This is a genomic window from Thioclava sp. F36-6 (assembly GCF_002020305.1).
GTDB classification, from domain to species: Bacteria; Pseudomonadota; Alphaproteobacteria; order Rhodobacterales; family Rhodobacteraceae; genus Thioclava; species Thioclava sediminum.
The window spans coordinates 1367144-1385157 of record NZ_MPZX01000002.1 but is presented as its reverse complement, the minus strand read 5'-3'; the positions used below and the strand labels follow the sequence as shown (position 1 = coordinate 1385157).

The 18014-nt window shown below is 64.6% G+C and carries 18 protein-coding genes; 10 read left to right on the top strand and 8 right to left on the bottom strand.

Features of this window, described 5'->3' with window-relative positions; genetic code table 11:
* The first annotated feature begins 14 nt into the window (after window positions 1-14).
* Window positions 15-770 (top strand): DUF1217 domain-containing protein, encoded by a 756-nt coding sequence (locus BMI88_RS13875; protein ID WP_246831883.1) that lies wholly within the window; start codon window positions 15-17, stop codon window positions 768-770.
* A gap of 3 nt (window positions 771-773) precedes the next feature.
* Here the strand turns inward: BMI88_RS13875 and BMI88_RS13870 are convergent, their stop codons facing one another.
* Entirely contained in the window at window positions 774-1766 is a 993-nt protein-coding gene (locus BMI88_RS13870; RefSeq protein WP_078549536.1) for an asparaginase, read from the bottom strand.
* A 166-nt stretch (window positions 1767-1932) separates the two neighbouring features.
* Here BMI88_RS13870 and BMI88_RS13865 point away from each other — a divergent pair, with 166 nt between their 5' ends.
* The 4 genes from BMI88_RS13865 to BMI88_RS13850 all read left to right on the top strand — a co-directional run bounded on the left by BMI88_RS13865 (window position 1933) and on the right by BMI88_RS13850 (window position 5489).
* Window positions 1933-2448, top strand: coding sequence for an invasion associated locus B family protein (locus tag BMI88_RS13865; RefSeq protein ID WP_078549816.1), 516 nt, complete (start codon window positions 1933-1935; stop codon window positions 2446-2448).
* 133 nt (window positions 2449-2581) lie between these two features.
* Window positions 2582-3763, top strand: coding sequence for a 23S rRNA (adenine(2503)-C(2))-methyltransferase RlmN (gene rlmN, locus BMI88_RS13860; RefSeq protein ID WP_078549534.1), 1182 nt, complete (start codon window positions 2582-2584; stop codon window positions 3761-3763).
* A 59-nt stretch (window positions 3764-3822) separates the two neighbouring features.
* Entirely contained in the window at window positions 3823-4782 is a 960-nt protein-coding gene (locus BMI88_RS13855) for an amidoligase family protein (protein WP_078549532.1), read from the top strand.
* The gene (locus BMI88_RS13850; RefSeq protein ID WP_078549530.1) at window positions 4779-5489 is read left to right on the top strand and encodes a gamma-glutamyl-gamma-aminobutyrate hydrolase family protein; all 711 of its coding nucleotides are present in this window, start codon (window positions 4779-4781) and stop codon (window positions 5487-5489) included. Before BMI88_RS13855 ends, BMI88_RS13850 begins: the two co-directional genes overlap by 4 nt.
* Window positions 5490-5499: 10 nt before the next feature.
* Here the strand turns inward: BMI88_RS13850 and BMI88_RS13845 are convergent, their stop codons facing one another.
* Window positions 5500-6321, bottom strand: coding sequence for an LOG family protein (locus BMI88_RS13845; protein ID WP_078521586.1), 822 nt, complete (start codon window positions 6319-6321; stop codon window positions 5500-5502).
* An 81-nt stretch (window positions 6322-6402) separates the two neighbouring features.
* Here BMI88_RS13845 and dapD point away from each other — a divergent pair, with 81 nt between their 5' ends.
* The 3 genes from dapD (at window position 6403) to BMI88_RS13830 (ending at window position 8947) form a co-directional block, all read left to right on the top strand.
* Complete coding sequence (gene dapD, locus BMI88_RS13840; RefSeq protein ID WP_078521584.1) at window positions 6403-7230, top strand: 2,3,4,5-tetrahydropyridine-2,6-dicarboxylate N-succinyltransferase; 828 nt, start codon at window positions 6403-6405, stop codon at window positions 7228-7230.
* Entirely contained in the window at window positions 7223-7588 is a 366-nt protein-coding gene (locus tag BMI88_RS13835; protein WP_078521582.1) for a hypothetical protein, read from the top strand. The genes dapD and BMI88_RS13835 overlap by 8 nt, the downstream gene beginning before the upstream one ends.
* A gap of 198 nt (window positions 7589-7786) precedes the next feature.
* On the top strand, window positions 7787-8947 hold the full coding sequence (locus BMI88_RS13830; RefSeq protein ID WP_232621672.1) for a lytic murein transglycosylase: 1161 nt from the start codon (window positions 7787-7789) through the stop codon (window positions 8945-8947).
* Window positions 8948-8980: 33 nt separating this feature from the next.
* Here the strand turns inward: BMI88_RS13830 and BMI88_RS13825 are convergent, their stop codons facing one another.
* The 4 genes from BMI88_RS13825 to ade all read right to left on the bottom strand — a co-directional run bounded on the left by BMI88_RS13825 (window position 8981) and on the right by ade (window position 13637).
* Window positions 8981-9856, bottom strand: coding sequence for a DMT family transporter (locus BMI88_RS13825; protein ID WP_078542491.1), 876 nt, complete (start codon window positions 9854-9856; stop codon window positions 8981-8983).
* A gap of 87 nt (window positions 9857-9943) precedes the next feature.
* Window positions 9944-10231, bottom strand: a complete 288-nt coding sequence (locus BMI88_RS13820; protein WP_075776797.1) for an HU family DNA-binding protein — start codon at window positions 10229-10231, stop codon at window positions 9944-9946.
* A 131-nt stretch (window positions 10232-10362) separates the two neighbouring features.
* Complete coding sequence (locus tag BMI88_RS13815) at window positions 10363-11838, bottom strand: AMP nucleosidase (protein WP_078549527.1); 1476 nt, start codon at window positions 11836-11838, stop codon at window positions 10363-10365.
* Window positions 11835-13637 (bottom strand): adenine deaminase, encoded by a 1803-nt coding sequence (gene ade, locus BMI88_RS13810; protein ID WP_078549525.1) that lies wholly within the window; start codon window positions 13635-13637, stop codon window positions 11835-11837. The genes BMI88_RS13815 and ade overlap by 4 nt, the downstream gene beginning before the upstream one ends.
* Window positions 13638-13738: 101 nt before the next feature.
* Between ade and BMI88_RS13805 the strand changes: the two genes are divergently transcribed.
* Window positions 13739-14590 (top strand): SDR family oxidoreductase, encoded by an 852-nt coding sequence (locus BMI88_RS13805; protein WP_078549523.1) that lies wholly within the window; start codon window positions 13739-13741, stop codon window positions 14588-14590.
* On the opposite strand, the gene BMI88_RS13800 is transcribed toward BMI88_RS13805, so the two are convergent.
* Window positions 14578-15813 carry an MFS transporter gene (locus BMI88_RS13800; protein WP_078549521.1) on the bottom strand — a complete coding sequence of 412 codons (1236 nt, stop codon included), beginning with the start codon at window positions 15811-15813 and terminating at the stop codon, window positions 14578-14580. The two genes, BMI88_RS13805 and BMI88_RS13800, sit on opposite strands and share 13 nt — an antisense overlap.
* A gap of 172 nt (window positions 15814-15985) precedes the next feature.
* Here BMI88_RS13800 and BMI88_RS13795 point away from each other — a divergent pair, with 172 nt between their 5' ends.
* Entirely contained in the window at window positions 15986-16582 is a 597-nt protein-coding gene (locus BMI88_RS13795; RefSeq protein WP_078521569.1) for a glutathione S-transferase family protein, read from the top strand.
* A gap of 52 nt (window positions 16583-16634) precedes the next feature.
* Here BMI88_RS13795 and BMI88_RS13790 read toward each other — a convergent pair whose 3' ends face one another.
* A complete protein-coding gene (locus BMI88_RS13790) occupies window positions 16635-18014 on the bottom strand; it encodes a cytochrome c peroxidase (protein ID WP_078549519.1) in 1380 nt (459 codons plus the stop codon).

Genomic DNA, 18014 nt, shown 5'->3' with positions numbered 1-18014 from the left:
TTCTCTCGCGCACGATGGAGACGCAGCAGGCCGCTTTCGCGGCGTCGACGGAAAACCAACGCCTCGATAGCTATTTCCGGGAGACGATCGGACAGATCGATACGGCGAAGGCTTTGGTAGATGATCGGCGTCTGCTCGGTGTGGCGCTCGGCGCATTCGGTCTCGATGCGGATATCGACAATAAATACTTCATCCGAAAAGTGCTCGAGGAAGGCTCTTTGGACAGAACGGCGCTGGCCAACAAGCTGTCGGACAAAAGCTACCTCGCGCTGACCACGGCCTTCGGTTTCGGAGATTTCTCCGTCCCGCGAACGAAGCTTTCGACTTTCGCGGATGAGATTTTGACGAAATTTCAAACCCGAGAGTTCGAGGTCGCGGTTGGCGAAGTCGATAATGACCTGCGCATGGCGATGTCGTTGCAACGCGATCTACCTGAGCTCGCGGCGAAGGATATGTCCGAGGCTGCGAAGTGGTACACGATTACCGGATCGCCATCCCTGAGCCGGGTGTTCCAGACAGCGCTCAACCTGCCACACAGCGTTGGCGCGCTTGATGTCGATCAGCAGCGCGAGATCTATACGTTCAAGGCGCAACGCGTCTATGGCACCTCCGACCCGGCGGAGCTTTCCAGGCCCGAGACACTGGAGGTCCTGACGCGGGATTATTTGCTTCGTGCGCAGCTCTCGAGCATGACCAGCGTCTCGTCGCAGAATGTCGCGCTCAGCCTGTTGCAAAACGCGGGGGCGCAGCGCCTTTCGCTTCGGCTCTAGGCTTTACGGAAACTGCGCGGCACGGTGGAGCTCGCCCGTTTTCAGGCCGCGCCAATTGGTGATCGGGCCGGTCAATCTGCGATGCACCACGGGCGCGTTGGCATCCAGCGCGCCGAGGCGGATCAGCAGCGCGATCATCGCCGCTTCCGAGGCCCGGGTCGCGCCATCAGTGATCTTCAGGGCGACGCCGCGCTTCTGATCCGGAAGCATGGCGACATAGACGCCTTCCGCACCGGTTTTGACGGCGACGCGCCCGTTCGCCTCTCGCATGATCTCGGTGCAGGCGCGGCCTTCGCCTGCGACGAGCTCTGGATGCTCCATCATCGCATCGACCAGACGGGTCGCAGCGCGCGCCCGCAGATCGCCGTCCGAGGTCGCTGCCGCGAAGAATTGCATGGCGCGGCCGAGACCGGCGAGGCTGGTCGCGAAATTCGGGGCCGAGCATCCGTCGATCCCGTAGCGCAGCGAGGTCTCTTCGGTCACCTCTTCAAAGGCGGATTTCACGGCCCGCTGCACGGGGTGATCGATCTCCACATAATCCGGCCCGCCGCCCAAATGCCGGTTCAACGTCAGGAACCCCGCATGTTTGCCCGAGCAATTGTTATGCGCCTGGCAGGGCGCGTGATCCGAGCAGATCAGCTGCTTCTTCTCAGCCTTGTCGCGCGGCAGATGCGCCCCGCAGCGCAGGTCGTCATCGCCCAGCCCGAGCGTCGCGAGCCAGTCTTCGACCGCCGCGCGGTGCATCTGCGCGCCGGAATGGCTCGCGCAGGAGAGGGCGAGCTGGCGCGTCGTCAGCCCGGTGGCCTCCGCCGCGCCACTTTCCAGCAGCGGCAGGGCCTGGATCATCTTCACGGAAGAGCGCGGAAAAATGACGGCTTCGGGATCGCCCCAAGAGGCTTCGATCCCCTCCGGGCCGAAGATCACCGCATGGCCATGATGGACGGATTCACACATCCCCCCGCGCCATAGCTCGATCATTGCCTCCGGTGCCGTCATCGCCTGTCTCCTATGCGCGAAATCTCGCCATCGCGGGGTTTTACCCCTAGGCTTTTTTAGGTTAAATGAGTGTTATCGAGAGGAAAACGCATTCGCCACCGAAAACAGGGTGACCGGCCCGGGCGATGCAGAGGCAACGTGACAGCTGGAGGCTGTAAGCATGATGATGAAGGGTCTGCGGATCGCGGCGGTCGCCGCGCTCATGATCGGGGCGGGGCATGGCGCAATGGCGCAGGAAAGCACCAACCGCGTCGCGGCGAATACCGATTGGAGCGTCTTTGTAGATAACGACCCGAAAGAGTGCTGGGGCGTGTCGAAACCGAAGAAGACGGTCAACACCAAGGACGGCAAGGTCGTGCAGGTGAGCCGCGGGGATATCCTGCTGTTTGTGACCTACCGTCCGGGCAAGAAGGCCGAGATTTCGTTCATGGGCGGCTATCCTTTCGCGGATGGCTCGACGGTCGATCTCGAAGTCGGCGGTCAGAAATACACGCTCTTCACCGATGGTGGCGGCGCTTGGGCCGGATCGCCGGAAGAGGACGCGAAGATCATCGGCGCGCTCAAGGCCGGGTCCGACGTGAAGCTGACCGGTCGTTCGAGCCGTGGTACCCAGACCGAGGACACGTTCTCGCTGATGGGCTTCACCGCCGCGACCACCGAAGCCGAGCAGCGCTGCCAGTAAGCCGCCCTCGCGCCTGACATTGGAGCCCCGGCCATGCGCCGGGGTTTTCGCGTTCGAGCCAAAAGCGCGACGCCCCCTGTTAATGCAGGAGCGAATCCCCTATATGAGGCGCCTCATTTCAAGGAAACATGCGATGACCCAGTCTCAGGCTCCGATCACGCAAGACGTGCACACGATCCCGCGCAAGCTGCCCGAAGGCGGCAAGGTGAACCTCATCGGTCTCACCCGTGACCAGCTGCGCGCGGCGCTGATCGAGGCGGGCACGCCCGAGAAGCAGGCGAAGATGCGCGTCGGCCAGATCTGGCAGTGGCTCTATTACTGGGGCGTGCGCGATTTCGCGGCGATGACCAACCTCGCCAAGGATTACCGGGCGATGCTGGACGAGAAGTTCGAGATTACCCTGCCCGAGATCGTGTCGAAGCAGGTGTCCGAGGACGGCACGCGGAAATACCTCCTGAAGATCGCGGGCGGCCATGAGGTCGAGGCGGTCTACATCCCCGAGGAAAGCCGCGGCACGCTGTGTATCTCGAGCCAGGTTGGCTGCACGCTGACCTGTTCGTTCTGCCACACCGGCACGCAGAAACTCGTGCGCAACCTGACGCCCGGCGAGATCGTAGGTCAGGTGATGCTTGCGCGTGACGATCTTGACGAATGGCCCGAGAAGAACAGCCCGAAGAACGAGACCCGTCTGGTGTCGAATGTCGTTCTGATGGGCATGGGCGAGCCGCTTTATAACTTCGAAAATGTCCGCGACGCGATGCAGGTCGTGATGGATGGTGAAGGCATCAGCCTCAGCCGTCGCCGGATCACGCTGTCGACCTCGGGCGTCGTGCCGGAGATCGCGAAGACCGCCGAGGAGATCGGCTGTCTTCTGGCAGTGTCCTTCCACGCCACGACCGACGAGGTGCGCGACAAGCTGGTGCCGATCAACAAGCGCTGGAATATCGAGACGCTGCTGAACGCGCTGCGGGAATATCCGCGCCTGTCGAATTCCGAGCGGATCACGTTCGAATACGTCATGCTCAAGGGTGTGAACGACAGCGACGAGGACGCGCGCCGTCTGGTGAAGCTGATCCGCGGTATTCCCGCGAAAATCAACCTGATCCCGTTCAACGAATGGCCGGGCGCGCCTTACGAGCGCAGCGATTGGGAGCGGATCGAGAGCTTCGCCGACATCATCTACAAGGCGGGCTATGCCTCGCCGATCCGCACGCCGCGCGGCGAGGACATCATGGCCGCCTGCGGTCAGCTGAAATCGGCGACCGAACGGGCGCGCAAATCGCGGGCGCAAATTCAGGCGGAAGCGGGGCTTTAAGGGAACCCGCTTCGCCGCTTCTGCATTGACGCTGCGTGTGGGAAGTAACCGGAGACGTCATGACGCGAGAGGCCATCGCCCCGCTGCCAAAGCCCTGTAATGCCGAGGGAAAGCCGCGCCGCACTGGCGTGGAGATCGAGTTTGCGGGGCTCACCGAGGCGCGCATCGCGCAGATCGCCGCGCAGGCTCTGGGGGGCGAGGCGCGGCGTAGCGACGGTCAGGACTGGGAAGTCACCGGCACGACGCTCGGCGATCTGCAGGTCTATCTCGATATCTCGGTGCGCAAACAAGCCGATAGCTCGCTCAAGGAGCTTGGTCTGCGCATCGGCCGCGAGGTCATTCCGGTCGAGATCGTGACCGAGCCGCTGGACCGCGAAGGCCTTCTGCAACTCTCTGATTTCATTGAATTGCTGCGCAGCGAAGGTGCGCAAGGCACGGGGCGGTCTCTGCTCTATGGGTTCGGCCTTCACCTCAACCCCGAGATCGCCTCCAGCAAGGCTGAGGATATCGTCCGCCCGCTTCTGGCGTTTGCGCTGATCGAGGAGTGGATGCGCGAGACCTGGCCGATCGAGAGGACGCGCGAAGTGCTGCCTTTCACCGCGCCCTATCCGAAAAAACTGATCGAGGATCTGGCGCGGCTCGGCCCCGATGCCGCGCTCGACGAGGTGATCGTCACCTATCGCAGGCACACGCTGTCGCGAAACCACGGGCTCGATATGCTGCCGATCTTCTGCGAGCTGCGGCCCGATCTGATTGCACCGGAGGAAGGGAAGGGGGGCACCGTTTCACCGCGTCCCGCCTTCCATTTCCGTCTGCCCGATTGCCGTATCGACGATGAGACCTGGTCACTCGACAGCGAATGGCGCCGCTGGTGGTTCGTGGAGACGCTCGCGGCGGAGCCCGAGCGGTTGGGCCTGATGTGCCGCGAATGGTTGACGGCGAAGACCGAATTCCATCTGCTGGGCGGGAAATGGGTCGAGACCTGCGAGAAAATTCTGAGGCTTGCCGGGCATAGATGAAGCCCCTGATCGGCATATCGACATCGCGTCGCACCGGGTGGCGGGTCTACCCGTTCATCGCCTTCGGCGTCTGGCTGGCGGGCGGTCGCTCGGTCCGCTGGGTCGCGGGCAAGCGCGCCGAGGTGCAGCATGTCGACGGCGTGATCGTTGGCGGCGGCGATGACATTTCACCCGAACTCTATGGCGGCGATCTGATCGCGAGCGCGGTGCTCGACCCGGCGCGGGACGCGCTGGAGAAATGCCTCGTCGAGGAGGCGATGGTGCAGGGCAAGCCGGTGCTGGGAATTTGCCGTGGTGCGCAGATGATCAATGTCGCGCTGGGCGGCGATCTGCATCAGGACGCTTACGATCATTACAACGCGCATAAACATACGACGCTTCTGCCGAAGAAGGATGTGCGCGTCGAACCCGGCTCGCGGCTCGGTGCGCTGGCGGGGCTCGCGCCGATGCGGGTCAACGCGCTGCACAGTCAGGCCGTGGATCGCTTGGGCGACGGGCTACGGGTCGCGGCGCGCGATGGGTCGGGAATGGTACAGGCAGTCGAGCGCGTCGAGGAGCCTTTTGCGCTGGGCGTTCAGTGGCACCCGGAATACCTCACCTATGCCCACCGGCAGCGTGCGCTGTTCCGGGCACTGGTGGCGGCAGCGCGCGCAAGCCATGAGCACCGCGCGCAACTGCCCGAGGTCAGCGCCGAGGCGAAGGCCTGAGCGCCGCGCCTCAGCAGTTCTCGTAATTCCAGTTGTCGATGATCGCGACCGCGTCCTTGGCGCTCTCGACGAAGCTGACCAGATCGAGATCCTCGGGCGAGATCGTCCCGGCCTCGGCCAGCCGATCCCAGTTGATGATCTCTTCCCAGAACTGGCGCCCGAACAGGATGAAGGGGATTCTCGACATCCGGCCCGTCTGGATCAGGGTCAGCGCCTCGAACATCTCGTCGAGCGTGCCGAAGCCGCCGGGGAAGACGCACACGGCGCGGGCGCGCATCAGGAAATGCATCTTCCGGATCGCGAAATAGTGGAAGTTGAAGGTCAGATCGGGCGTGACGTATTCGTTCGGCGCCTGCTCATGCGGCAGCACGATATTCAGGCCGATCGACTGACCGCCCGCCTCATGCGCGCCGCGATTGCCCGCCTCCATCACGCCGGGGCCGCCGCCGGTGCAGATCACGTTCTCCCGGCCGTATTCCTGCATCGAGCGTTCGGTCATTTCGCGCGCGAAGATGCGCGCCTCTTCATAGTAGCCTGACAGTTCCGCGAGATACTCGGTCTTCGCGTTGGCCTTGTTTTCGGGCGCGGGGATCCGCGCGCCGCCGAACATGACGATGGTCGACTCGATGCCGCGCTCGTCCATGATCAGCTGCGGCTTGAGCAATTCGAGCTGCAGCCGCACCGGGCGCAGCTCGTCGCGCAGCATGAAATCCACATCCGTATAGGCCAGCCGATAGGCGGGCGCGCGGGTCTGTGGCGTGTCGGGAATGTTCTTTGCGGTCTGCGCGTCGTCCCGCGAGTGGCGGAACGAATGCGTCGTGTCGTCCTTCATGGGGCACCTGCTCATTGCGCGTTTCGCTTTGACCAACTATAGCGTGAACGCTGTAAAGGCCACCTGAAAGAGGATTTGCCCATGTCGAACGCCGCGCTCGAAACTGCAATCGAAGCCGCTTGGGAAGCCCGCGACACCATCACGCCCTCGACCGGCGGTGAGACCCGCGAGGCCATCGAAGATACGCTCAACGCGCTGGATCGCGGCGAGCTGCGTGTTGCGGAGAAACGCGAGAACGGCGACTGGCATGTGAACCAATGGGCCAAGAAGGCGGTGCTGCTCGGCTTCCGTCTGAAGGACATGGAGCAGCAGGATGGCGGCCCGCAGGGCGGCCACTGGTGGGACAAGGTCGACAGCAAGTTCAAAGGCTGGGGCGACAAAGAGTGGAAAGCCGGCGGTTTCCGCGCCGTGCCGAACTGCATCGTGCGCAAGTCGGCCTATATCGCGCCGGGCGTGGTGCTGATGCCCTCCTTCGTGAATCTCGGCGCCTATGTCGACGAGGGCACGATGGTCGACACTTGGGCCACCGTCGGCAGCTGCGCGCAGATCGGTAAGGGCGTGCACCTCTCGGGCGGCGTCGGGATCGGCGGCGTGCTGGAGCCGATGCAGGCCGGCCCGACCATCATCGAGGACAACTGCTTCATCGGCGCGCGCTCGGAAGTCGTCGAAGGCTGCATCGTCCGCGAAGGCTCGGTTCTGGGCATGGGCGTCTATATCGGCAAGTCGACCAAGATCGTCGATCGCGAGACCGGCGACGTGATGTATGGCGAAGTGCCGCCCTATTCGGTCGTCGTGTCGGGCTCGATGCCTTCCAAGAACGGCATCAACCTGTATTGCGCGGTGATCGTGAAGCGCGTCGATGCGCAAACCCGGTCGAAGACCGGCATCAACGAGCTGCTGCGTGACTGAGAAGCCGGAAAAGCCCAAGAAGAAACCCTCGCGCCAGCAGGTCTTTACCCTGCTGGTCGAGGTTGGTCGTTCGCCCAATGACGGTCTGCCGAAAGGCGCGTCCGGGGCGGGACTGCTGTGCTACGCCTCGGGCGTGGACGAGGCCGAGGCCGTGCGCGAGACCGTGGCGATCCTCAAGCAGGCCGAGATGGCGCCGCTTGACGTGACGGGTTACGGGACGCTCGCGGAACGCGAGAAACAGGGCCATGAGATCGACGATGCGGAGCGTGAATTGATGCAACGCGCGCTCGACGAGAACTCCGTGATCATCGCTCAGATGGAGCCGTTTTTCGGCAACGACAAGAAGCCGCTGCAGTAAGCCATTGAGTGTCTTTTGACGCCCGTTGAAACCTCACGAACCGTTGATACACTGGTTCAAAGAGCAAAACAGCGAGCAGGCACCATGGCAATTCCCGGCAAGATCATCCCACTGACATTTATGGCATTTTCTGCGCTTTCGGCCTGTGCGGGGCCTCCCGAATCCTCGCCCCGGCCGCTGGCGCGGGGCAGCGCGCCCGTGGCGGACCCGATCCCGCCGACGGACGCCGCGACGGAAGCGCGTTTCGAGTCCTTCCTCGCGGGGTTCAAATCCCGTGCGCTGGCGAACGGCATCACCGAATACACCTGGAATCGCGCGATGGCCGATGTGCGCTACAATCCCAAGGTGATCGAGCGCGACCGCTACCAATCGGAATTCACCAAGTCGATCTGGGATTACCTCGACAGCGCGGTTTCGGATGAGCGCGTCGCAACCGGCAAGCAGATGCTGCGCCAATACGACCGGCAGCTGAACGCGATCGAGCGCAAATACGGCGTCGACAAAGAGGTCGTCGTCGCGATCTGGGGCATGGAAAGCCGCTACGGCGCCTATCGTGGCAAGACCGCGATCATCCCCGCGCTGGCGACGCTGGCCTATGACGGGCGGCGCGGCGAGTTCTTCGCCAAGCAGCTGATCGCGGCGCTCAAGATCATCCAGTCGGGCGATGTGGACGAGCGGCACATGACCGGCTCCTGGGCCGGGGCGATGGGCCACACGCAGTTCATCCCGACCTCCTACCTGTCCTATGCTGTCGATTTCACCGGCGATGGTCGGCGTGATATCTGGTCGGAAGACCCGACTGATGCGCTGGCCTCGACGGCGGCCTACCTGGCGCGCTCGGGCTGGTCGAAGGGGCAGCCTTGGGGCGTGGAGGTCATCCTGCCCTCAGGCTTCAACTACGGCCTCACCGGCAAGGGTACGAAGAAGAGCCCTGCCGACTGGGCGGCGCTTGGCGTGCGCTCGGCCACGGGCGGCACGGTGCCGAATTACGGTTCGGCGTCGATCCTCGTGCCAGCGGGCGCGAAGGGGCCCGCCTTCATGATCTTCGGCAACTTCCGCGCGATCTCGCGCTACAACTCCGCCGACAGCTACGTGATCGGCGTGGGGCATCTGTCGGATCGTCTGAAAGGGAAGGGGCCCTTCGTGCAGGATTGGCCCCGCACCGGCAAGCCGCTCAGTTCCAAGCAGAAGGTCGAGCTGCAGGAGCGGCTGACCGCGGCGGGCTTCGATACGGACGGCACGGACGGCAAGATCGGTGCGAATACGTCGAAGGCGATCGTGGCCTTCCAGAAATCGCGCGGTCTGCCGCCCGATGGCTACGCCACGCTGGAGCTGCTGCAGGTGCTGCGCGGCTCGTGAATTGCTAGGCGTAAAGTTCAGGGGCGCGGGGGGTTACCTCCGCGCCTCTTGCTTTGAGATCTGCACCGCGAGAATGCCGCCTGCGATCACCAGAACGCCAAGCGCGTCGTGCCAGTCGACATGCTCGCCCAGCACCGCCCAGGCGATCGCGACGCCGAAGACGGGCGTCAGGAAGTGGAAGGTCGCCGCGCGCACCGCGCCGATGCGGCCCACCAACCGGAACCAGACCCAGGTCGCCATCAACCCCGGTACGATCACCGTGTAGGTGAAGGCGAATGCCAGTGTCGGCGTCACCTCGACAGAGAGATGCTCGGTGAAGGCGGAGACGACGGCGAGGCTCACCGCGCCCACCAGCATCTGCAGGCCGACGATCATCAGCACGCCGCCACCGCCGCCGCTCGCGCCGCGTACGGTGAGCGTCGCCACCGCCAGCGCCAGTGCGCCCGCGACGCAGAGGCCCAGGCCGAACGGGTCGATCCCGCCCTGCAGTCGCGCACCCATGATGATGCCGACGCCCGCGAAGCCTGCCACCAGCCCGGCGATGCCGAGAGGGGGAATCCGGTCGCGGAAGACGATCCAGCCGAGTGCGCCGACGATCAGCGGCATGGTCGAGGCGATGATCGCCGCGACCGAGGCTTCGACCGTGGTCATCGCGACCCAGTTAAACCCTAGGTAGAGCGCGTTTTGGCAAATTCCGAAGATGATCGTGGCGCGCCATTGCGCCCGGCTCAGCCGCCAGCTTTGGCCGAAGGCCAGCGCCAGCGCGATGCCTATCCCCCCGGACAGCGCGAAGCGCAGGGCAAGGGCTGCAAGGGGTGGAGCCTCTGCCACGATGATATGCGTGGATGTGAAAGCCGAAGACCACATCAGGGCAAAGGCGAGCCCCATTCCGATCGCGCGCAGATCCATCTTTCCTCCGGGCCTGAAAAAGGGCGCCCCGATTGCTCGCGAGCGCCCTAAAAAATTGGCTGTCCCTCGATTGAGAGAGTCCTGCGATCAGGAGTTCACGCTGTCCTTGAGCGCTTTCGCCACGGTCACTTTGACCTGCTTGTCAGCCGGCTTCTGCATCTGCTCGCCGGTGGCCGGGTTGCGGACCATGCGCTCGGGGCGCTCGCGGCAGTAGACTTTGCCAATGCCCGGCAGGGTAACGGCGCCGCCGTTCGACACTTCTTTGGTGACGACGTCGGTGATCGCGTCGAGTGCGGCCGAAGCCGTCTTCTTGTCGGCGTCCATCGCCTCGGCGAGGGCTGCCACCAGCTGGGTCTTGGTCATCGGTTTCGACATATTCGTTCCTCTCTCCGCCCCGGTAATCCAGGGTCAATTTCGTCCGCGTTGCACGGTTGGTGGGCCATGTTCCACACGTTTTTATTGAGCATGGCAAGCCCTTTTCCCAGAATGGGCGGGTTTTTCCCACGTCACAGAAAAGCTGTTTCCTCGAAGCTACGCAATTTCCTGCTGTGAATCCGATCCAGAGGCATCTCGCGAAGTTTCTCCATCGCGAGGATGCCGATCAGCAAATGGCTCGCCACCTGCGTGCGGTAGAATTCGGTCGCCATGCCCGGCAGCTTCAGCTCGCCATGCAGCGGTTTGTCCGAGACGCAGAGAAGCGTGCCGTAGGGCACCCGGAAGCGGAAGCCATTCGCCGCGATCGTGGCGCTTTCCATATCGAGCGCAACCGCGCGTGACTGGCTCAGGCGATGAACCGGGCCGGATTGGTCTCTCAACTCCCAGTTGCGGTTGTCGATGGTGGCGACAGTGCCGGTCCGCATGATCCGCTTCAGCTCGTAGCCTTCCAGCTTCGTCACTTCGGCCACCGCTTCCTGCAGCGCGATCTGGATCTCGGCCAGCGCCGGGATCGGCACCCAGACGGGCAGATCGTCGTCGAGCACATGGTCTTCGCGCAGATAGGCGTGGGCGAGGACGAAGTCCCCTAGCTGCTGCGAATTGCGCAGGCCCGCGCAGTGCCCGACCATCAGCCAGGCATGCGGGCGCAGCACGGCGATGTGGTCCGTCGCGGTCTTCGCATTAGACGGGCCGACGCCGATATTGACTAGCGTGATCCCGCCGCCATCCGCACGCTTGAGGTGATAGGCGGGCATCTGCGGCAGTTTCGCGAGGCCCGGAATCTCGTCCTGCGGGTCGGTGATCTCCTGATTGCCGGGGGCCACGAAGCTCGTGTAGCCCGAGTCCTTGTCGCCCAGCAGGCGCCGCGCGACGGCCTCGAACTCATCCACGTAGAACTGGTAGTTCGTGAACAGGACGTGGTTCTGGAAATGCTCGGCCTTGGTGGCGGTGTAATGCGACAGGCGCGCCAGCGAGTAATCCACCCGCTGCGCGGTGAAGGGTGCAAGATGGCCAGAGCCGTCCGGGTTCGGCCCCGCCATGCCGTTGACGATATCGTCGTTCATTCCCGCAAGGTCCGGCACGTCGAAGACGTCCCGCAGGCTGAAATCGAGCACGCCTTCCTGCGGCACGGTCACTTCCGGATGCGCGGCCACGGCGAAATGCACCGGGATCGGCGTGTCCGAGGGGCCGATCGTGACCGGGATGTTGTGGTTCTTGATCAGCAGGCCCAGCTGCTGCGTCAGGTAGTTGCGGAACAGGTCTGGCCGCGTGATCGTCGCCGTGTAGGTGCCCGGCAGCGCCACATGGCCGAAGCTCAAGCGGCTATCGGCCTTGATATGCGAGGAGACGGAGATGCGCACTTCCGGGTAGAAGGCGCGAAAGCGGTTCCGCGCGGTCTTGCTCTCGAGCGTCTCGTTGAATTTCTCGAGCAGGAAGGCGGTCGCCTCGTCGTAGAGCGCCTCGAGCCGGGCAACCGCCTCGGCGGCATCGGTGAAGGTCTCCGCAGCTGCGGTTTCCGGAGTGATGAGGTCTAGTGTGTCGTTCATTCAAAAAGATCCGTCAGTTCAAAACGCGTCACGTCGACGAGGCCCAGATCCGAAATGCGGATCTCGGGAATGACGACGAGCGCGAGCAGCGAATGCTGCATGTAAGCGTTGTTCAAAGTGCAGCCGCAGGCGCCCATCGCCTCGACCATCTTGGCGGCGCGCGCGGCCACCGTTTGGGCCGGATCGTCCGACATCAGCCCTGCGATCGGCAGCGGCACGGCGGCGATCTCTTCCCCGTCCTTCCAGACGGAGACCCCGCCGCCCATCTCGCCAAGCGCATTGGCGCAGGCGGCCATCATCTCGCGGTCGGTGCCGACCACGATCATGTGGTGGCTGTCGTGCGCCACGGTCGAGCCCATGGCCATGCGCCCCTTGTAGCCGAAGCCCGAGACGAAGCCGTTGGTGACGCCGCCGGTGCCTTGATGGCGTTCCACCAGCGCAATCTGTGCGATGTCCTTGGCGGTGTCGGGCTGGGCGAGCCCGTCGGTCACGTCCAGCTCTGCAGTCAGCGCCTTGGTCGGCGCCTGGTTCTCGACGACGCCGATCACGCGGGCGGTGACCGTGTTGGCCCCCTCCGGCGCGGCAATCTCGAAATCCGCAGCCGTCAGGGTCTTGCCCAGATGCACCGTGTTGCGGGCGCTGTCGGGCCAGTCGTAATGCGGGCAGTCCACCAGTAGCTCGCCATCCTTCGCGACCGTCTTGCCCCGCGCGATGACCTGCTCGACAGGCAGGGTCGCCAGATCCGAGGTCAGGATCACATCGGCCCGGCGGCCCGGCGTGATCGAGCCCAATTCGCGCTCGAGCCCGAAATGGGTCGCGGTGTTGAGCGTGCACATCTGCAGCGCGACCAGAGGATCGGCCCCGCACTCCACCGCATGGCGGAAGACGCGGTTCATGTGGCCGTCATTCACCAGCGTGCCGGAATGGCAGTCGTCGGTGCACAGGATGAAGTTGCGCGGGTCTAGACCCTTCTCGGTGACCGCCGTGATCTGCGTCTCCACGTCATACCAAGCCGAGCCCAGCCGCATCATCGAGCGCATCCCGTTGCGCACCCGCGCGATCGCGTCGGCCTCGCAGGTGCCCTCGTGATCGTCGGCGGGCCCGCCCGCGACATAGGCACGGAACGGCGCGCCCAGATCGGGGGAGGCGTAATGCCCGCCCACGGTCTTATGCGCGTTCTGCGTCGCCGCGATCTCGGCCAGCATCTTCGGGTCGGCATTGATCACGCCGGGGAAGTTCATCATCTCGCCCAGACCGATGATGCCGGGCCATGTCATCGCCTCGGCCACGTCTTCGGGGGTGATCTCGAAACCGGTCGTCTCCAGCCCCGGCGCGGAAGGCGCGCAGGAGGGCATCTGGGTGAAGATGTTGACCGGCTGCATCAGCGCCTCGTCATGCATCATCCGCACGCCGTCGAGCCCCAGCACATTCGCGATCTCATGCGGATCGGTGAACATGCTCGTCGTGCCATGCGGGATCACGGCGGCGGCGAATTCGGCGGGCGTCAGCATGCCGCTCTCGATATGCATATGCGCGTCGCACAGGCCCGGCACCATGTAGCGCCCCTCGGCCTCGATCACTTCGGTGTCGGGTCCGATGCTGTCCGACAGATCGGGAGCCACGGCGGCAAATCGCCCTTCGGCCACGGAAATATCGTAGCCTTCGAGAACCTCACGTGTGTGGACATTGACCCATTTGCCACCCCGGATCACGAGGTCGGCGGGTTCGCGCCCGGCAGCCACGGCAATCAATCGCGGTGCGGCTTCGGGCCAGGATTTGATCTTGTTCTTCTGTTCCATGTCCAAGCCTGTCATTGCGTGCGGGAAGGTTCAAGAGACGTTGTTATGCCTTCACACAGCCTCTACCTATGACGGATGACAGAAACGCAAAGGGGGCCGTGATGCCGACGCTTCTTTCCATCGGACATGGCTATTCCGCCCGTGCCCTCGCGCCGCTTCTTCTGGCGCGCGGGTGGCGGGTGATCGGCACCACGCGCAGCGCCGAGAAGGCCGAAATGCTGCGCAGCGAAGGCGTGGAGCCGCTGATCTGGGAAGGCGGGCCTCTGCCGCTCGATCAGGTGACGCATTTGCTGACTTCCGTAGCCCCCGGACCCGAGGGCGACCCGGTTCTCGCTGCGCAGCATTCCGAAATTGCTGCAGCGCAGCATATGGAGTGGATCGGCTATCTTTCAACGGTCGGCGTCTATGGCGATCACGCGGGCGGCTGGGTCGATGAGGCGACGCCGCTGACCCCCTCGACCAAGCGCGGACAGGCGCGGGTGGAGGCCGAGGCGACTTGGGGCGCGCTGGCCGCAGCCCATGACCTGCCGCTGCATATCTTTCGGCTCGCGGGGATCTATGGCCCCGGGCGCGGGCCCTTCGAGAAGGTGCGGCAGGGCAAGGCCCGGCGGATCGTCAAGGAGGGGCAGGTCTTCTCGCGCATCCATGTCGAGGATATCGCGCAGGTGCTGCTGGCCTCGATCGACAATCCCGATCCGGGCGCGGTCTATAATGTCTGCGACGACGATCCCGCACCGCCGCAGGATGTGATCGCCTATGCCGCGGAGCTGCTCGATCTGCCGCTGCCGCCCGAGGTGCCGTTCGAGGAGGCCGATCTCAGCCCGATGGCACGCAGCTTCTATGCCGAGAGCAAACGGGTGCGGAACGACAAGATCAAACGCGACCTTGGCGTCACGCTCCGCTACCCAGATTACCGCGAAGGGCTGCGCGCGCTGCTCGATCAGGCGGGCTGAAGCTCGACCCGTTTCTCGCGCACCGGCAGGTGCACGATGGCCGAGAATGCGCCGACGCCCACGCCGACCCACCAGACCAGCGTGTAATCGCCGTAGATGTCGTAGAGCTTGCCGCCAAGCCAGACGCCGAGGAAGGCGCCCACCTGGTGCGAGAAGAAGACGATCCCGTAAAGCGTGCCCATGTAGCGCAGCCCGTAGATATGCGCGACCAGCCCCGACGTCAGCGGTACGGTCGCAAGCCACAGCGCCCCCATCGCGAGCGAGAAGATCAGCACCGTCGCGGGCGTCATCGGCGTCAGGATGAAGGCGCCCGCGACGAAGGTGCGCAGCAGGTAAATCCCGGCCAGCAGGTATTTCTTCGACCAGCGTTTGCCCGCCCAGCCCGCGTAGATCGTGCCCACGATATTGGCCAGCCCGATTACCGAGATCGCCGCCGCGCCAAGCGCCGAGGTCGTCTCGATCCCGATCCCGGCGAGCAGCGATCCGGGCGGCACCGCGCCGCACATCTCGGTCACCATCGCGGGGAAATGCGCGGTGATGAAGCCAAGCTGATAGCCACAGGAGAAGAAGCCGAGGAAGATCAGCGTGTAAGACGGATCGCGGAAGGCGCGCATCAGGACGCTGCCCATGCTCTCGGCCAAGTCCTCGCGGCTGGCGCGTTCGGGCGCGCGGATCAGCGGCAGGAAGGCCAGCGAGGCCAGGATCACGGCGGCGAAGATCACGAAGACCGTCTGCCACGGGAAATGGCCCAGCAGCAGCTCCGCCATCGGGGCGCCGAAGACCTGCCCGGCGGAACCTGCCGCTGTCGCGATGCCAAGCGCGAGCGAGCGGTTCTCGTCGGAGGTCGCGCGTCCCACAACCGCAAGGATCACGCCGAAGCCCGTGCCCGCGATGCCGAAGCCCACGAGGATTTCCAGAAGCTGATGCTGCCCCGGCTCCACCGCGAAGGCCGACAGGACCAGCCCCAGGGCATAGACCAGCGCGCCGAGGATGATCGCGAGCCGGTCGCCCCAGCGCTCGGCAATCGCGCCGAAGATCGGCTGCCCGATCCCCCAGGCGAGGTTCTGTACCGCGATGGCGAGCGAGAATTCGGCGCGTGGCCAGTTGAACTCGCTGGCGATCGGAATCTGGAAAACGCCGAAGCTCGCCCGGATGGCGAAGCTCAGCATCAGGATCACGGCACCGCCGATCAGAACCGGCGTGAACAGTTTGGCTTGCGTCATTTTACATCTCCCGGCGGATCTCCCTTCCGCGCGGGCCGCATTTCGACATGTATGCTGCAGCGCGTCAATCGCGGGCTTGTCCGGGTCACAATCGCGCGGAGATGATTGTGCGGTGCCCTTGAACCTCCCCCGCAGCCGTGGCCCAATGTCGCGACTTTCGACGGGAGGCAGGATGTATACGGTTATCGGAACGGTCGGCTCGCGGACGCTGCGCGTGCTGTGGATGCTGGAGGAACTGGGCGCGGAGTATCAGCATGTGCGGGCCGCGCCGCGCTCGGACGATGTCGTCGCTTTCAACCCGGCGGGCAAGGTGCCGGTGCTGGTCATCGACGGCACGCCGATCACCGATTCCACGGCGATCCTCACCTATCTCGCGGATGCGCATGGGAAATTTACCCATGAGGCGGGCACGCTGGAACGCGCGCGGCAGGACAGCCTGACGCAATTCCTGCTCGATGAATTCGACGCGAATCTTTGGACGGCGGCGCGGCACAGCTTCATCCTGCCGGAGGAGTTGCGGCTGTCGGGCATCAAGAATTCGCTGCGCTGGGAGTTCGAGCGATCGCAGCGCACGCTGATCCATCGGATGGGCGAGGGCGAGTACGTGATGGGCGATGAAATGACCGTGCCCGATATCATTCTGGCGCATTGCCTCGACTGGGCGCTGATGGCGAAGTTTCCGATCGTCGAGCATCGGTTGAGCGAATATCACGATCGGATGCGGGCGCGACCTGCCTATAAGCGCGCGGTGGCGATGCGCGACGGGTGAGGGGGCGGCCTGCGAGCCCCCACTCCGCACCGGCAATCAGCCTTGACCCAATTCACTCGTCCGAGGGTGAGTAGCCGTCGGTGAGGGTTTGCAGGAAGGCGATGATATCCGCCTGATCGGCCTCGGTCAGCGCGTCGCCATCCTCGGGCGCGCGTCCGAACGGCGCATCGGCGCGGTCGATATTTCCCTGATAGCGGGCGGGCAGATCGTCGAACCGCTCAACCTGACCGTCGCGTATGGGATAGATCGCGCGCGGGTCGCTGTCGCGCTTGGCGTAGAAACGCAGCACCTGTTTCAGGCTCGTATAGACCCCGTTGTGAAAGAAGACGTGCCGGGTCGCGACATTGCGCAGGCTCGGGGTCTTGAACATCCCGCAATTGCCGGGCTGCGTCGAAATCGCATCATGGCGCAGCGGGCCGCAGAGGCCGAGATCGACATAATGCGGATCGGCATTGGCCGGGATCGCCGGGTTGCGCGGCACGCCGAGCGCCTCGTATTCGTAATCGGTGAATTGCGGCGGACGACCGTCGGCGGACCGCGTGTCGAGATGACAGGCCGCGCAATTGCCTTTCCTCGGATCGTCGAAAAGCGCACGCCCGCGGGCCTCTGGGGGCGACAGCTGCGCCTCACCCGCGAGAACGGCATCGTATTTGCTGGTATAGGGGTGAAATTCCACCGCCTCGGTCTGGTAGCGCGACAGCGCGAAGGCAGCCTCGTCGATCAGCATCTTGTCGTCGTCACGCACGGACCCGCCGAAGAGCTGCGCGAAGCGGTCGCCGTAGCGCGCTCGCAGGGTCGCGGCGAGGGTTGCGCGCTCGGGCTCTGCCATCTCGAAATGGGTGAAGAGGACGGCCAGCGCCTGCTCTTGCAGCGTATCCGCGCGCCCGTCCCAGAACAGACCGCCGCGCGGCACCGGGCTCGCGGCAGCGGGCGCACCGGCGGTTTTTCGCGGCGCGGGCTGCGTGGAGGCGCTTGGCCCTGCAGTCTCTTTCGCGCCCGCCCCCTGCTGTGCGACCGCCTGCGGTGCGGCCTCGCCCGCCTCCGAGGTCGGGTCGAGCACGCCGAAGGTGAAGGGCGGCGTCTGGCGCCTATAGGTGAGCGAGGGCACCGCGCGCAGCCCGGGCAGGTCGAGATGCGGCCCGCCAAGCTGCACCGCGCGGGCATTCGATGGCGCGAAATGGTTCTTCGGGTCGTGGCAGCTCGCGCAGCTCATCTGGCCACTGGCTGACAGCGTGGGGTCGGAAAACAGCGCCTTGCCGATCGCGGCTACCGCGCTCAGATCGGCATCGCCCTGAGGGCGCGCATCCGGCGCAGGCCCGGACGCCGCCCCGACGGAGGCGGCCGAAAGGAAGGCCGCGAGCGTGATGCTCGCGGCCCCCTCTGCCGAACGGATCTTCTTGGGAGTGATCAATCGTAGGTTCGGCAATCTCAT

Excerpts from the sequence above, each read along its gene's own strand:
- BMI88_RS13875 (WP_246831883.1), top strand. The coding sequence starts at position 15 with ATGGAGACGCAGCAGGCCGCTTTCGCGGCGTCGACGGAAAACCAACGC.
- BMI88_RS13870 (WP_078549536.1), bottom strand. The coding sequence starts at position 1,766 with ATGACGGCACCGGAGGCAATGATCGAGCTATGGCGCGGGGGGATGTGT.
- BMI88_RS13865 (WP_078549816.1), top strand. The coding sequence starts at position 1,933 with ATGAAGGGTCTGCGGATCGCGGCGGTCGCCGCGCTCATGATCGGGGCG.
- rlmN (WP_078549534.1), top strand. The coding sequence starts at position 2,582 with ATGACCCAGTCTCAGGCTCCGATCACGCAAGACGTGCACACGATCCCG.
- BMI88_RS13855 (WP_078549532.1), top strand. The coding sequence starts at position 3,823 with ATGACGCGAGAGGCCATCGCCCCGCTGCCAAAGCCCTGTAATGCCGAG.
- BMI88_RS13850 (WP_078549530.1), top strand. The coding sequence starts at position 4,779 with ATGAAGCCCCTGATCGGCATATCGACATCGCGTCGCACCGGGTGGCGG.
- BMI88_RS13845 (WP_078521586.1), bottom strand. The coding sequence starts at position 6,321 with ATGAAGGACGACACGACGCATTCGTTCCGCCACTCGCGGGACGACGCG.
- dapD (WP_078521584.1), top strand. The coding sequence starts at position 6,403 with ATGTCGAACGCCGCGCTCGAAACTGCAATCGAAGCCGCTTGGGAAGCC.
- BMI88_RS13825 (WP_078542491.1), bottom strand. The coding sequence starts at position 9,856 with ATGGATCTGCGCGCGATCGGAATGGGGCTCGCCTTTGCCCTGATGTGG.
- BMI88_RS13820 (WP_075776797.1), bottom strand. The coding sequence starts at position 10,231 with ATGTCGAAACCGATGACCAAGACCCAGCTGGTGGCAGCCCTCGCCGAG.
- BMI88_RS13815 (WP_078549527.1), bottom strand. The coding sequence starts at position 11,838 with ATGAACGACACACTAGACCTCATCACTCCGGAAACCGCAGCTGCGGAG.
- ade (WP_078549525.1), bottom strand. The coding sequence starts at position 13,637 with ATGGAACAGAAGAACAAGATCAAATCCTGGCCCGAAGCCGCACCGCGA.
- BMI88_RS13805 (WP_078549523.1), top strand. The coding sequence starts at position 13,739 with ATGCCGACGCTTCTTTCCATCGGACATGGCTATTCCGCCCGTGCCCTC.
- BMI88_RS13800 (WP_078549521.1), bottom strand. The coding sequence starts at position 15,813 with ATGACGCAAGCCAAACTGTTCACGCCGGTTCTGATCGGCGGTGCCGTG.
- BMI88_RS13795 (WP_078521569.1), top strand. The coding sequence starts at position 15,986 with ATGTATACGGTTATCGGAACGGTCGGCTCGCGGACGCTGCGCGTGCTG.
- BMI88_RS13790 (WP_078549519.1), bottom strand. The coding sequence starts at position 18,014 with ATGAGATTGCCGAACCTACGATTGATCACTCCCAAGAAGATCCGTTCG.